Consider the following 14,203-nt stretch of genomic DNA (forward strand, 5'->3'; position numbering starts at 1 on the left):
AATTTATCTGTCCTCATGTTTTTGTTTCATATATAATATAGCTTCTAATACTCCACCAGCTATAGTTCTAGCTTTATCCGATATTGTAAAAGAGTTCTTTACTTCTTCTTTTCTTGGATCTATATCAGCTATTTTAAGCTTACTTTTTATATTACTTTTATCTCTTATTATACCTCTTAAAACACCGTCTATTGAAGCCTTAACTTCAGTGTTATCTATGTAAGCTATTGTTTCACCTTTTTTAACTATATCACCTATTTGTTTAACATTTGATATAGTTCCACTAATAGGTGAGTATATAACTCTTTCCTTACTTACTCCTTTTATCTCTCCTGGTATTCCCGTATTTTCTTTTGCATATCCTTTTTCTATTATTCTACCTAGGTTATGTCCTCTCATAGTTTCTATTACTATATCTACATCACAAGATGCACAAAATCCAGGTCCTAAAGCTATAGTTATAGGTGCCATAGATTTATTTGTTCCTAAGTTTTTCTTAGCAAGTATTGCATCTACTACTGCTAATGGTTTTAATGTTTTTATGTACTTTCCATAAGGGTCTATAATTATTGGAATATTTCCTTTATCTAATATGTTATATATTTCATCTATATTATTAGCTTTTTCACATACAACACCTTCTACTATAGATTTTTCATCATATATTGCTTCGCTAAAACATACTGCACGTCTTATAGACGATGGATTTTCTATCTCAAGTATTACTACTTTAAATCCGCATCTATAAAGCTTATGTATTGTACCAGTAGCTATGTCTCCACCACCTCTAACTACTATTATGTCATTTTTCATATAATATCTCCCTTTTTTAAAAGATTATTAAAATCATCTATATTATCTATATCAAATAGAGTATTTTCACAAACATCAACATATTTTATTTTATCAGAAGATTTTATGATGCTTTTTCCACCTTTATCTCCTTCTAATTTTAAAATATCTTCTTTATATTTTTTAGGATATATAACTGGATTTCCAAAACGATTTTTATATTTGGGAATTACTATAAAACTTGTATCTTCATTAAATGCATCTATTAGTTTTTCTATATCTTTTTTATCTAAAAGAGGCTGGTCTCCAACAAAAAACATATATCCTTCACTTTCTTCACAATTTTTTATTCCTAATTTTATCGATTCACTTATGCCCCTATTAGGATATTTATTTTTCACTACTTTAAAATCTAAATTTTCTCCAATTTCTTTTATTTTTTCATATTGAGTTACTATTAATTTATCTTTAAAATTACATTTAGATATGACATCTAAGGTGTACTCAATTAAAAATTTGTTATTATACTTCATAAGAAGCTTATTCTCACCCATGCGCCTAGAAAATCCAGAAGCCATTATTATCGCTGAAATCAAACTCATCATCCTTTTATATATTCATTTGTAAATATACTACCATATATATACCTATTTATATATGATGAGCTTTTACATTTTATATTTTTTATAAGATTTAATGCATTTGTTTTGTTGTTAATATTTTCTACCTTATTAATAAATAAAATCTTTTCTCCTTTATAAATCTTAAAAAGTCCATTTTTATTTAAAATAAGTTTTTCTAAATGCTCTATATTAACTTTATTAGTTGAATAATCATTTATAATATCTAAAAATCTATCAACTCTATGAATATTTTCTTCATTAATATCTAATCCTATTGAACTTATATCTACTACACCTATTGTTTTTGTTGTCTTAGGATATATTACGGGCTCTAAATCATTCCATCCTTTAAGACTTTTTTCCTTTGATCCATCACCTTCTATTATTACTATATCAAAGTAATGTATTATTTTATCTAACATCTCAAAGGTTAGTCCTTTTATTTTTAAGTTATTTACTATATGATTTCCTATTACATAAACCCCATTTTTATTATTTTGTAGTATACTATGGTAATTTTCGTTTGGAAAATCATTTAACATAATTATTTCATCATAAATACTTTTGTCTGGTATATATATATGAGTTGTTGTTGTAACTAACACCTTATAGTCTTTTCTAAGTAAAGAAGAAGCAGAGTACATCAAAGATGTTTTCCCCCCTGCTCCAACTATTGTTATTATATCTTTCTTACTTATTTTAAAAGTATCAATTAAGTTCATTTTATTATTTATTAGTCATAGCCATAAATACTTTTTCTGGTGTCATAGGTAAAGTATTTAAGTTTATTCCTAAGCCATTGTATATAGCATTTTCTATAGCTGGAGATGGTGTATTAACAACAACTTCACCTACAGATTTTGCTCCAAATGGTCCTGTTGGCTCATAACTTTCTTCAAAATCAACTATTATATTCCCTACATCTTTTCTAGTAGGCATCTTATATTGCATAAATGTATTAGATGCTAATTCTCCCCTTTGTGTATATACAACATCTTCATACAATGCCATACCTATACCTTGAACTATTCCACCCTCTACTTGTATTTTTGCTAAATTTTTATTTATAACTGTTCCACAGTCAACTACAGCTACATAATCTATTATTTCAACTTTCCCTGTTTCTTTATCTATTTCAGTTTCTACAAATCCTGCTATAAATGGTGGTGGTGAAACTGGACTTCCGTGAGTCGCATATCCTATTAATTGATTTTTATTACATCCTACAGACATATCTATAGCTAAATCTAATACTGATATTTCTTTATCTTTATTTATAGATTTTACATATTCTCCATCAAACTCAACAAAATCTTCACTTAATTCTAATCTCTGTGCGCCTAAGCTTACTATCTTATTTTTAAGCTCTGTTGCAGCTTTTACTACTGCCATACCTGTAACATAAGTAGTACTAGATGCATAAGAACCTGGATCATATGGAGATGAGTCTGTATCAGCTGAGTTTACTACTATTTTATCCATTGTAGTTTCAAGTACTTCTGCACACATTTGAGCAAGTATAGTATCACTACCTGTTCCCATATCTGTAGAACCTGTAAGTAATGTATAGTTACCATCATCATTTAACTTTATTTCTATAGATGCAGTGTCAATTCCAGCTATCCCCGAACCTTGCATAGTAAGAGCCATACCAACACTTCTTACTTTAGTAGGTGATATTTCTTTGTATGGATATTTCTCATCCCATTTTATAAGTTCCTTACCTTTTTTAATACATCTATCTAATGCAACACTATTTAATTCTTTATTGTAAGCAGGAGAAGTTTCTCCCTCTTTTATTATATTTTTTAATCTAACATCTACTGGGTCCATATTTAATTTAGCTGCTAGTTTATTTATAGTAGATTCAACTGCAAAACATCCTTGAGTAGCTCCGTATCCTCTAAATGCTCCTGCTGGTGTTTTATTTGTATATACTACATTTCCTTTAAATCTAGCTGCATTTAACTTTCCATACATAGGCATAGTTTTCTCTCCTACTAGTCCAAATGTAGTAGAAGCATGTTCTCCATATGCACCTGTATCTGATAGGGCATCTATATCTATAACTTTTATAGTTCCATCTTTGTCAGCTCCAACTTTTACATTTAATTTCATAGCATGTCTACTAGTTGTACATGTAAAAGTTTCTTTTCTATCATATATTATTTTTGCAGGCTTTCCTGTTTTTAAAGTAACTAATGCAGTAAATATTTCAACACATGCAGTTTGCTTTCCACCAAAACCGCCACCTATTCTTGGCTTTATAACTCTTATCTTACTTGATGGTATATCTAATGCTCTTGATAAATGTCTTCTTACATGGAAAGGTATTTGTGTAGAACTTACTACTACTAATCTTCCAGCATGGTCTAAGTAGTTATAAGCTCTGTAAGTTTCCATCATTCCATGAGATTGTGCTTGTGTATAATATGTATCTTCTACAACTACATCACATTTTGATAATTCCTCTTCTACATTACCTTTTTCATATAAATGTTTAGATACTATATTTCTTTCTCTTTCCATTCCTATATCGAAATTACAATGTACATCTTCAGTATGTATTATACTTTCATTATCTATAGCTTCTTCCATATCTATTACTGGTGTTAATACATTGTACTTAACTTTTATCATCTTCATAGCTTTTAAAGCTATTTTTTCATCTATTGCAGCTATTATTGCTACCTCATCACCAACATATCTTACTGTTTTATCAAGTATTAATCTATCATAAGGAGATGGCTCTGGATATGATTGTCCAGCTAATGTAAACCTATTATTTGGCACATCTTTGTATGTTAATATACATTCTACCCCAGGCACCATTAATGCTCTTTTTGTATCTATTTCTTCTATAATTGCATAAGGATGAGGACTTCTTAGTATTTTTACAACTAATGCTTCTTTAGCTGCTAAGTCATCTGTGTATACTGGCTTACCAGTAGCTATTGACATTCCATCTATCTTTGCTATGCCTTTACCTACTATATTCATATTACTTTACCCCCATGTATGTTTTAATTGCTCTAAGTTGTCCCATATAACCTGTACATCTGCATAGATTTCCAGTTAAGTAATGTATTATTTCTTCTTCAGTTGGATTTTCTAGTTCTTTTTTCATTGCAAGTACTGTCATTATAAATCCAGGTGAACAGAATCCACACTGTTCTGCTCCTTCATTTACAAGTATTTGTGCAAATTCACTTGCTTCTTTTTGTAAACCTTCTATTGTAGTTATATTCTTTTTATTAGCTCTTATAGATAGTGTTGAACAAGATAATGTAGGTTTTTCATCTATCCATATACTACATAGACCACAACATCCTGTATCGCATCCTCTTTTTACACTTAGATTTCCTATTCTTCTTAATGTATCTACTAAATACTCATCATAAGAAACATCTATATCTACTTTTTTTCCATTTACATTCATTGTGATTAACATGATGATACCTCCATTAAAGCGCTTTTAACTAATGATTTACATATAGCTTTTCTATATTCTTTACTAGCTCTCATATTTGAGCCAAAAACTAATTCTTCACAAGCTATTTCACTTGCTTTTAATATATTTTCTTCATTTAATATATTATTTGATATAAACTCACTTGCTTCTTTAGCTATTGTAGCCCTTTGAGGTCTAGCACCTACACATATTTTAAAGTTGTTATCATCTTTTGATATTGCTATATTTAATATCGGATAATCACTTCTTGAATTTCTCATACATTTATATATAGATTTAGAATTATTTTTCTTTATATGTACTTTAACTAATATATCTTTTTCGTATTTTTGATTTAAAAACTCTTCTAATTTTACTCTTCCACCTTTATATAATTCTACCTCTGTATCTAAAGATAATAATGCTACTATTAAGTCAGAAAATCCATATTTAGAAAATACACTTGCCCCAACTGTAACTACATTTCTAAATTGAACTCCAATTATATCCTTAACGCAATTTCCTATAACTCCATTAAAGTATTTATTTAATATCGGGCTAACTTCTAAATCTCTTAATGTAGTCATAGCACCTATTTTAATATAATCTGAAGTTTCTTCTATAAGGTTTAAATTTAAATTTGATAAATCTATACCAGTGCCTATTCTTTTTTCACCCATTCTAAGAAAAGCACTTCCCCCTATAACTATATTATTTTTCCTCTTCATAAGTATTTCATAAGCTTCTTCAAGTGACTGAGGTTGCACTAATTCCATTAGTGTAAACATAATATGTCCTCCTATAAACTATATTTTGTCATTATTTATATACAATAACTAATCTGAATACTTTATAAAATGCATGTATTAAATATTAAACAACATATCTAACGCATGCATATCATTTTTAAATATAATATTAATTTAAGATAAATATTTTTACATTTATGCTTTAACTAAGTCGTCAGATAAGTCAATGTTTTCTGATATAAATTCTTCTTTAGGTAATACTATATTAAGTATTACTGCTAATATTGCAGGTAATACAGTTTTAGATTCACCAAATATCAATTGAATAGATTCTGGGAAAGAATCAAAAAATCCAGGTACATAAGCTACCCCTAATCCTAGCCCTAATGATACTGCAAGTATCATAGTATTTCTTTCTGTTAATTTATCAGTAGTTATTAATTTTATACCACTTACAACTATCATAGAGAACATAACAATAGAAGCTCCCCCTAATACACTAGATGGCATTAAAGATAAAAGTGCGCCAACTTTAGGGAATATTCCTGCTAGTATCAATATACATGCACCTGTTGCAACAACGAATCTATTTACTATCTTTGTCATTGATACTATTCCTACATTTTGACCAAAAGATGTATTAGGTAATACATTAAATATTGCACCCATAAGACTACCTAAACCATCAGCAAGTACTCCGCCTATTATTTCCTTCTCCTTAGCTTCTCGATTAAGCCCAGAGTTTGTTATTGCTGTTATATCTCCTATAGTTTCTACAGTTGAAACCATATATACAAATATCATAGCGATTATAGCATCTATATGAAATGCAAATCCTAGCTTAAATGGTACTGGTACAGATAAAAGTGGTGCTTGTGATAAAGAAGAAAAATCTATTTTCCCCATAGGTATAGCTACTATGTAACCAACCACTAATCCTATAAGTACTGATGATATACTAAGCATTCCTTTAGTGTATTGCTTAAAAAATATTACTGTTATTAATACTATTGTCCCTAATAATAAATTTGATGGTGATGCAAAATCACTTGCTCCAACTCCACCTGCAAAATAGTTAACTCCCGTTGGTAAAAGGGAAATCCCCATAGTTAAAACTACTATTCCTGTAACTACTGGTGGAAAATACTTTCTTATATGTTTAAGTACAACTCCTCCTACTAACATTTGAAAAATCGCACCTACTAAACAAGCCCCTAATATTCCTTGAATACCATATTTTGTTCCTATTGCTGTAGCTGCTGGAACAAATCCAAAACTTGTTCCCATTACTATAGGTAACTTTGCTCCTATTGGTCCAACAGGATAACATTGTATTAATGTTACTATACCAGATACAAACATTGCACATTGAATTAATGATGTTTTAGTTTGTACATCTAAGTTTAATATATTTGAGATTATTATAAGTGGTGTAACATTACCAACAAACATAGCTAATATGTGTTGTAATCCCAATGGTATTGCTTGTGTTAAACTTGGTCTTCCATCTAACTGATAAATAATTTTTTTGTTCATAAAATTCTCCCCATTAAAAATTAAAATATTTATTAGTCCCTTTTAGTTGTTTGTTATATTTTTAATTATATATTTATTGTTATATTTTTACAATAGTTTATCGAACATTTTTATTTTTTTTAATGTTTTTATACGCTACTTTACCGTACTATTGTTATTAAACATAGTTTAAAAAAAAAGAAAATAAGTAAAATCACTATAACTCCAATTTAATCCTGTCTATAAAATTAACAATCATTTTTTAATTCAAATAAAAATATTAAATTTAATACTAGTATATTTTCTAAAACAAGCCAATAATTTATAATTTATTTGCATTATTATTTTATAAAAAATTCGCTACTCTTGAGCGACGTGTCGGCGAAGCACTTCATGTCGCCAACGATATGACACTCGCTACCGTTTCGGTAACATCCGTTGCTTGAGCCACTGCGTGGGCGAAGCATTTCAAAATGTCATTTTTTATGTTTCTGAAGTTATTGATATTATTTATATTTATAAGTTATCCATAAAAATTTTCATATCATAATTCCTACGAAAATGATTCTAGCCGTAGGCTATTTTTTGCAACACTAAAGTAAACCTATCTTTTATAGGCCTAATTTAGTGTTATTTTTACATTTTACGCCATTTGTAAACTACCTTTTTCTNTTAACTTTGATTTTCCTCTTCCTTCATACAATGAATAAATAAATTCTTCTGTGATACATTGATTACCTATTATTTGATTTAAAATAGATTTTCCAGTTTCTCCAAATACATCTGAAAGTACACTTGATATTTTTATATTTGCATCTTGTAACACCTTATGGATTCTATTTTTATTTCTATTAACTTCACCTAACAATTCTTTTCTTAACCTAGTTAAATCCCTTAAATCTCGAATTCTCTCTGGTGGTACAAAGCTTTTTTCTATTAAACCGCATCTTAATAAGCTAGCTATCCATTCTGCATCTTTGACATCTGTTTTTCTTCCCGGTACATTTTTTATTTTTTTAGCATTTGCTACTATTAAGTCAAAAGCTCCGCTTTCAAGTATATTCCATACAGGCTTCCAATAGATTCCTGTACTTTCCATAGCTACATGAGTACATTCTTTCTGATTTATGAAATCCAATAATTCTAACAATCCTTTAGTAGTTGTAGAAAATGTCTTTACTTCTTTTTTAGGTTTTATATCTAATTTACCATATAAAACACATGCTACCACTGTATCCAAATGAACATCTAACCCAGCACATCTTTCTACGATTGCATCCATAGTTACCTCCATAACAAGATATAAAGCGAATTTATAGTAACTGTCCTAAAAAAATTCCTACACGTGCTATTTGCACAATATCTTGTTCTTATCAGCTACTATTCCTAGTTTCCTTGTAAGAATCGTATTACTACATTATATTCAAGGTTTATTACTCGCTTTATATTGATTATAGGCGAAGCCATTACAAAACAATCATTTTCATTATAGCTTGTGAAACAAAGTTTAATGTTTTTTCCTTGTACATAAAATAAAAAAACACATCAATTTAATAATCAATGTGTTTTTACTTCATTCTTTAAATTATTATACCTTCAAAATGATCTACTTCATGTTGAATAATTTGTGCTGTAAATCCAATAAATACTTGTTTATGTTTCTTAAAGTTTATATCAAAGTATTCAACTTCTATCTTTTCATATCTTATAGTTTCTCTAAATCCTGTTAATGACAAGCAACTTTCTTCTGTTTTGTATGGCATTTCTTTTTTTAATATAATTGGGTTTATCATAGGAATTATTGTATCCCCTACAGTAAATACTAATATACGTTTTTTTATTCCTATCATATTTGCAGCCATTCCTACACATGAGTCTAAATTTGCTCTTAATGTATCTATTAAATCATTTACAACTTCTATATCATCTTTTGTTGCAAGCTCTGATTTTTGCTCTAAAAATACTATATCTTTTACAATTTCTTTTATCACTTTAATGACAACCTTTCTAATTTTTATATTATTCTTTTCAAATTTTAATTATATATTATTTAACACATACTTACTATCTTTATCAAAAACTTATTTTTAATAAAATATTTTTGAATATACTTTTTATATTGTCTTGATACTTTACTTTCCTCTAAGACATATAATATAAATAGAAAAAGTGATATTACATAGAATAACATTTATAAAGTATATCAACTTATATAGAGCCCTATATTTATACTTTTGGACATTTGTCCCTAACTTTAGTTTCATATCTTGTATATGATAATTAATGTGATATAATTAATTTACTTTATTTATTTAACTTACTTAATAAGGAGAATTAAAATGAACAACTTATCTTATTTTTTAGATACTTGTCCTAATTATATAAAAAATAATTTTATAAACATCTCTTTTAATACATTTGACAAAATTCTTATACAAAATGAAGCTGCAAGGTATGTATATATAATAAGAAAAGGAAAAGTCAAAGTTTATTCACTAACACATACTGGAGTTAAATATCTAGAGAGAATTTATTGTGAAAATGATTTATTTGGTGAATTAGAAGTATTTGCTGATAAGCCAATATTAAACTATGTAGAGGCACTTGAGCCTTGTGATGCAATTAAAATTTCTAAAGAATCTTTTTTAGAATGGATTAAATCTGATAGTGAGTTTTCTTTATATGTACATGTTCAGCTTTCTAAAAAAATGTATCATACTTCTATTAATAGTAAGGCAAATATTGCTTATTCTTTAAAATATAGACTACTCTTCTTTTTATGGAAGTTTTTAGATGAACACAATTTAGATACTGTCCATAAAGACATACTAGTAGAGGGTGTTGGTTCAAATATTAGAAGTGTTAATCGAATTATTAAAGAGTTAGTAGATGAAAATTTTGTTGAATATAATAAAGGATTTGTTAAAGTAGTAGACATGAATAAGCTTGTTGATATAATTTTCTCCTCTAATGATAATAATTTATTAGGTGTTGTTAATGAAAAACATGGAGGTAAACTATGATAGATACAAAATTATTAATAGAAAAAGCATTCGAAGCTCAAAAATTTTGCTATACACCATACTCAAATTTCAATGTAGGTGCAGCTTTACTTGGTGCTAACGGCAAAATTTATCAAGGCTGTAATATAGAAAATGCTGCATATACTCCAACAAATTGTGCTGAAAGAACTGCTTTCTTCAAAGCAATTTCTGAAGGTCAAAAAGAATTTACTGCAATTGCAGTTGTAGGAAATAAAGAAGGTGTAAAACAAGGAGAAGGAGACTTCTGTGCACCTTGTGCTGTATGTAGACAAGTTATGGCTGAGTTTTGTGATTTAAAAACTTTTAAAGTGATTATTGCAAAAAGCACAGAGGAATACTTAGAATATACATTAGAAGAACTTTTACCATTAGCATTTACAGGTAAAGATTTAGATTAAAATAAAAAAAGTAGTTATTAGTTATAACTGATAACTACTTTTTTATTTTAAATCAAACTCTTATGTAAATAATAATATTATTTAATTTACATACCATTTCTATAAATGCTAAGACTATATAGATTTATAAAGTTATTATTAGATTTAGTTTTTTAAATTTAATTATGTATTTTATTTAAAAATATATTAATATTTTTCTATTTTTTACATTTTTATATATTTTACTACTTTTAAAAATCGTTTTTTTAGTGTATCTTTATTATGTTAAAATAAAATTGTAAGAGGATAATGCAAAATGAACGAAACAAATTTAGTCCAATCAGTGGATCGAGCCTTAAGGATTATAGAGTTTTTAGCTGAGAATCCAACAGGAGCTGGTATTACCGAGATTTCAAAGTCATTAGGATTAAGTAAAGGTACTGTGCATAGGCTAATATCAACCCTTAAGGAAAGGGATTTCGCTTACCAATCTAGTAATACTGAACTGTATAGATTAAGCTATAAAATATTATACTTATATAATTGTATAAGTAATAATATTGATATGTTTAAGGTTTCAAGACCTATAATAAGAAAATTTGCAGATAAAGTTGATGCCACAGTTCATTTGGCTACTTTAGATGAGAAACGTTCTAATATAGTTTACATTGATAGAATAGAGCCAATGAATTCTCAAAAACTATTTGTAATGTCATCAAGAGTTGGAAAAAAAGCACCTTGCTATTGTACTGCTGCTGGAAAGATGTTACTTTCTCAATATAGCGATGATGAAATTCGAGATATAATGAAGGGCGAAGAATATAAAACTTATACAGACAAAACTATAAAAAATATTGATGAATTTTTAGAAGAAATACATAAAGTAAGAAAACAAGGATATGCACTTGATGAAAATGAGTATGACCACGGAATAATATGTATATCGATTCCTATTTATAACTCAAATGGTAAAATTGATTTTACTATGAGTGTTACAGACTTAATTCTATATACTAAGGTTGAAGAACTTATTAACTTAAAAGGTCAACTTGATGAAGTTTCTAGAAAAGTAAGTAATGCTATAAACTATATTTAGAAATTAAAAATAGACCTTTAAGGTCTATTTTTAATACTCTATAAACTCTTTATATTCATTTTAAAGTCATTTATAAAAATTTTTCTTAACAAAATATCTTAAGATAAATATTTTAAATTAGTTTTTATATTTTAATTTTGATAATTTATATCTTGAGTTTCTAAATATGGGAATACTTTTATTTCTGTTGCATCTAAATCTTCTTTATGCATATCAATAGCATTTATTCTATTATTATTATAGTTTCTGTAATAATAAATACCTTTTTCTTGATCCATACATGAAGAATATCTAGTTAAGTCTTCCATCCCATCTCTTGTTATAACTCCACCTTTTACCATTTTTACATAATCAAGCATATGGAAAAATTGAGTAACAGCAGTTGTGTCATTTTCTATAGATGGCATATGAGCTCTAATATATGCTATTCTTACAAATCTTGAAACAGATTCAAAATCTCCAGGAATTCCTAATGTACCTGCACCAACTCCTAAAGGTGTTAATTCTTGATTACTCCATTTAACATCTTTTGGATGATTTGGAGTTATATACATGTATTCGTTTAAATTTGTTATATGCCAATCAAAGGTTGGATTATTAGTCATTACTCCAACAGTGTTATCATGAACTGCAAACTTTTCTTTAGTTTTTTCAACAACTATTGATTTACCAGTTTTATCAACAATCATCCAATGAAGTGTTGGTAGTGGTGTTTTTTCATTTATAGGTACTTTTACTAGTTCTAAATCCTTTATAGCATCTTTAACTTCATCTACTGTTTCATGATTAGCTAACACCCAATGTATAAAGTCATAAGGTGCAATATTTTTTTTGCCTGGTACTATTTCTTCTTCTACATAAGAATATCCATCAAAGTTTAACCCTGCACAGGCTAGTCCTTTTTCATTCATAGCATCAGCTATTGCTGGATGATTATCAATTATTGCACCTATTCCAATAATAGCATATTTAGTTTTTACCATATCTTTAGTTACTTTATCTTTAAATTGATGATTTCTTGGAATAATTAACACTGATTGGTTGAAATCATAAGCTAAATCCATATTTCTCCCAAAAAAATTATGTCCTTCATTTGATTTTATGCTTAATGATGTACACATATTTTCACCTCATATTCATATTTATGTTTATACTTGTTATTTATTATCTATATTTTTTATTTAAATATTCATATCTAAATTCAATTAATCATTTCTTTGTGCTAGTTAAAATTAATAAAGACCACTTACTCTTAATAAAAGTAAGTGGTCTTTATTAAAATTTAAAAATATTCATTTTCAATTCCTTCTTTATATTTTTTCTCTCTATAATCCTTGTTATAAGCAGTGTCTTTAAACTCATCTACTTTTTCAATATCAAAGAATATTTCTCTATATTTTTTTCCATCTGTAATAGATACTATCCAACAACGTGTTACTTCATGTGAATCTGATAGTTCTACACAATAAGCTTTAAGCTCATCTTTTATATTGCTCATATATTCACATACTCTTGGTATATAGTATTTAAAATTATGTTTATCTAAAAAATTTATTGCCTCTTCTCTTGTATCGAAATTATATTCTTTCATATATTTCTCCTTCTAAAATTATATATTTTTTATTTATATATTTATTATGGCTTATTTTCTAAAATATTTTCACGGTTAATCATATTAAAATTATTAGTTAAGTTATTGAATTTATATATGTGAGAATTTATAAATAAAAACCATATTGACTATCTAATCAATATGGTTTTCATTTATTTAATGATATATGCTATTTATGCAAAACATATTGTTTCAAAGTAATCTTCTAATTTTACTGGACCATTTAAAACTTCTTTTCCTACATACATACTATTATCTTCTTTTGTCATAATACTCCATTTAACTAAACTAATACAACCACATTCAATCTCTATAGCTGTAATAGCTGCTGGATGTATACAACTCCCTGAGTTGAAATACATTGCTTCATCTAAGTTAGCAAAACTAGGTCTATGAGTATGACCTGTAATTAACATTACGTTATTATCTTTTGACCATGTAGTAAGTTTTTGTTCTATTTTATTTTTCTTTTTATAATTTTTAGCTGCTCTTGTAGGATCATTAAATCCCCATATCTCTAGTGGTCTCCATATATATCTAACTAAAAATCTACCTACTTTCCATAGTCTATCATTAATCAAATCTCCTTGATGCCCATGTACAAGAAATATTCGTTGTTGACTATTATATTCATTTTCTAGGATTATCCCTTCATAGGCTTTTATACAATTAAATAATGGAAAATTGTTTTTTCTTGTTCCACAATAGTATCCATTATAATGGCACTCTAAAAATTTTTTATTTCTTTTTTGCATATCATGATTTCCATAAATCATATACATTCTATTTGATTTATAAAATTTAGATAGTAACTCAAATACATTACTGTGTACCTCAATAATTTGTTCCATACATCTATTTTCCCAAAGTTCATCTCCATCACCTAGTTCTATATAAGTAAATCCTTTTTTATACCTGAATTGTATAATTAAATCAGACAAATA

General features: G+C 27.5%; 15 protein-coding genes. 3 read left to right on the forward strand and 12 right to left on the reverse strand.

All coding sequences use genetic code 11. The features are described from left to right. Positions 1-3: 3 nt before the first annotated feature. From yqeB to BN7997_RS10775, 9 genes are all read right to left on the reverse strand, one after another. A complete protein-coding gene (gene yqeB / locus BN7997_RS10735) occupies positions 4-813 on the reverse strand; it encodes a selenium-dependent molybdenum cofactor biosynthesis protein YqeB (protein ID WP_071120778.1) in 810 nt (269 codons plus the stop codon). Beyond that, on the reverse strand, positions 810-1,388 hold the full coding sequence (gene mocA / locus BN7997_RS10740) for a molybdenum cofactor cytidylyltransferase (protein WP_071120779.1): 579 nt from the start codon (positions 1,386-1,388) through the stop codon (positions 810-812). The genes yqeB and mocA overlap by 4 nt, the downstream gene beginning before the upstream one ends. A 5-nt stretch (positions 1,389-1,393) precedes the next feature. Next, entirely contained in the window at positions 1,394-2,137 is a 744-nt protein-coding gene (yqeC, locus tag BN7997_RS10745) for a selenium cofactor biosynthesis protein YqeC (RefSeq protein ID WP_071120780.1), read from the reverse strand. Positions 2,138-2,141: 4 nt separating this feature from the next. Then, positions 2,142-4,415, reverse strand: a complete 2,274-nt coding sequence (locus BN7997_RS10750; RefSeq protein ID WP_071120781.1) for a xanthine dehydrogenase family protein molybdopterin-binding subunit — start codon at positions 4,413-4,415, stop codon at positions 2,142-2,144. Position 4,416: 1 nt separating this feature from the next. Continuing rightward, the gene (locus BN7997_RS10755; protein ID WP_071120782.1) at positions 4,417-4,866 is read right to left on the reverse strand and encodes a (2Fe-2S)-binding protein; all 450 of its coding nucleotides are present in this window, start codon (positions 4,864-4,866) and stop codon (positions 4,417-4,419) included. Continuing rightward, positions 4,860-5,654, reverse strand: coding sequence for an FAD binding domain-containing protein (locus BN7997_RS10760; RefSeq protein WP_071120783.1), 795 nt, complete (start codon positions 5,652-5,654; stop codon positions 4,860-4,862). Before BN7997_RS10760 ends, BN7997_RS10755 begins: the two co-directional genes overlap by 7 nt. Positions 5,655-5,810: 156 nt before the next feature. Continuing rightward, complete coding sequence (locus tag BN7997_RS10765; protein WP_071120784.1) at positions 5,811-7,151, reverse strand: uracil-xanthine permease family protein; 1,341 nt, start codon at positions 7,149-7,151, stop codon at positions 5,811-5,813. Positions 7,152-7,773: 622 nt separating this feature from the next. Beyond that, positions 7,774-8,424: an IS110 family RNA-guided transposase gene (locus BN7997_RS10770; RefSeq protein WP_083335094.1), complete on the reverse strand. Its 651-nt coding sequence runs from the start codon at positions 8,422-8,424 to the stop codon at positions 7,774-7,776. A gap of 286 nt (positions 8,425-8,710) precedes the next feature. Then, entirely contained in the window at positions 8,711-9,121 is a 411-nt protein-coding gene (locus BN7997_RS10775; protein ID WP_071120786.1) for a peptide deformylase, read from the reverse strand. A 348-nt stretch (positions 9,122-9,469) separates the two neighbouring features. On the opposite strand from BN7997_RS10775, the gene BN7997_RS10780 reads away from it, so the two are divergent. The 3 genes from BN7997_RS10780 (at position 9,470) to BN7997_RS10790 (ending at position 11,647) form a co-directional block, all read left to right on the forward strand. Beyond that, complete coding sequence (locus BN7997_RS10780; protein WP_071120787.1) at positions 9,470-10,153, forward strand: Crp/Fnr family transcriptional regulator; 684 nt, start codon at positions 9,470-9,472, stop codon at positions 10,151-10,153. Then, positions 10,150-10,572, forward strand: coding sequence for a cytidine deaminase (locus BN7997_RS10785; RefSeq protein WP_071120788.1), 423 nt, complete (start codon positions 10,150-10,152; stop codon positions 10,570-10,572). The genes BN7997_RS10780 and BN7997_RS10785 overlap by 4 nt, the downstream gene beginning before the upstream one ends. A 295-nt stretch (positions 10,573-10,867) precedes the next feature. Beyond that, entirely contained in the window at positions 10,868-11,647 is a 780-nt protein-coding gene (locus tag BN7997_RS10790; RefSeq protein WP_071120789.1) for an IclR family transcriptional regulator, read from the forward strand. Between the two features lie 131 nt (positions 11,648-11,778). Here the strand turns inward: BN7997_RS10790 and bsh are convergent, their stop codons facing one another. From bsh to BN7997_RS10805, 3 genes are all read right to left on the reverse strand, one after another. After that, the gene (gene bsh, locus BN7997_RS10795; protein ID WP_071120790.1) at positions 11,779-12,768 is read right to left on the reverse strand and encodes a choloylglycine hydrolase; all 990 of its coding nucleotides are present in this window, start codon (positions 12,766-12,768) and stop codon (positions 11,779-11,781) included. A gap of 161 nt (positions 12,769-12,929) precedes the next feature. Beyond that, on the reverse strand, positions 12,930-13,238 hold the full coding sequence (locus BN7997_RS10800) for an ETC complex I subunit (RefSeq protein WP_071120791.1): 309 nt from the start codon (positions 13,236-13,238) through the stop codon (positions 12,930-12,932). Between the two features lie 194 nt (positions 13,239-13,432). Then, on the reverse strand, positions 13,433-14,200 hold the full coding sequence (locus BN7997_RS10805) for a metallophosphoesterase (RefSeq protein WP_143023200.1): 768 nt from the start codon (positions 14,198-14,200) through the stop codon (positions 13,433-13,435). Positions 14,201-14,203 lie beyond the last annotated feature (3 nt).

The sequence above is a fragment of the Romboutsia timonensis genome, from assembly GCF_900106845.1.
GTDB lineage: Bacteria > Bacillota > Clostridia > Peptostreptococcales > Peptostreptococcaceae > Romboutsia > Romboutsia timonensis.

What these genes read in the sequence shown, in the direction of transcription:
- yqeB (WP_071120778.1), bottom strand. Translation starts at nt 813, where the DNA reads ATGAAAAATGACATAATAGTAGTTAGAGGTGGTGGAGACATAGCTACT.
- yqeC (WP_071120780.1), bottom strand. Translation starts at nt 2,137, where the DNA reads ATGAACTTAATTGATACTTTTAAAATAAGTAAGAAAGATATAATAACA.
- BN7997_RS10750 (WP_071120781.1), bottom strand. Translation starts at nt 4,415, where the DNA reads ATGAATATAGTAGGTAAAGGCATAGCAAAGATAGATGGAATGTCAATA.
- BN7997_RS10755 (WP_071120782.1), bottom strand. Translation starts at nt 4,866, where the DNA reads ATGTTAATCACAATGAATGTAAATGGAAAAAAAGTAGATATAGATGTT.
- BN7997_RS10760 (WP_071120783.1), bottom strand. Translation starts at nt 5,654, where the DNA reads ATGTTTACACTAATGGAATTAGTGCAACCTCAGTCACTTGAAGAAGCT.
- BN7997_RS10765 (WP_071120784.1), bottom strand. Translation starts at nt 7,151, where the DNA reads ATGAACAAAAAAATTATTTATCAGTTAGATGGAAGACCAAGTTTAACA.
- BN7997_RS10780 (WP_071120787.1), top strand. Translation starts at nt 9,470, where the DNA reads ATGAACAACTTATCTTATTTTTTAGATACTTGTCCTAATTATATAAAA.
- BN7997_RS10785 (WP_071120788.1), top strand. Translation starts at nt 10,150, where the DNA reads ATGATAGATACAAAATTATTAATAGAAAAAGCATTCGAAGCTCAAAAA.
- BN7997_RS10790 (WP_071120789.1), top strand. Translation starts at nt 10,868, where the DNA reads ATGAACGAAACAAATTTAGTCCAATCAGTGGATCGAGCCTTAAGGATT.
- bsh (WP_071120790.1), bottom strand. Translation starts at nt 12,768, where the DNA reads ATGTGTACATCATTAAGCATAAAATCAAATGAAGGACATAATTTTTTT.
- BN7997_RS10800 (WP_071120791.1), bottom strand. Translation starts at nt 13,238, where the DNA reads ATGAAAGAATATAATTTCGATACAAGAGAAGAGGCAATAAATTTTTTA.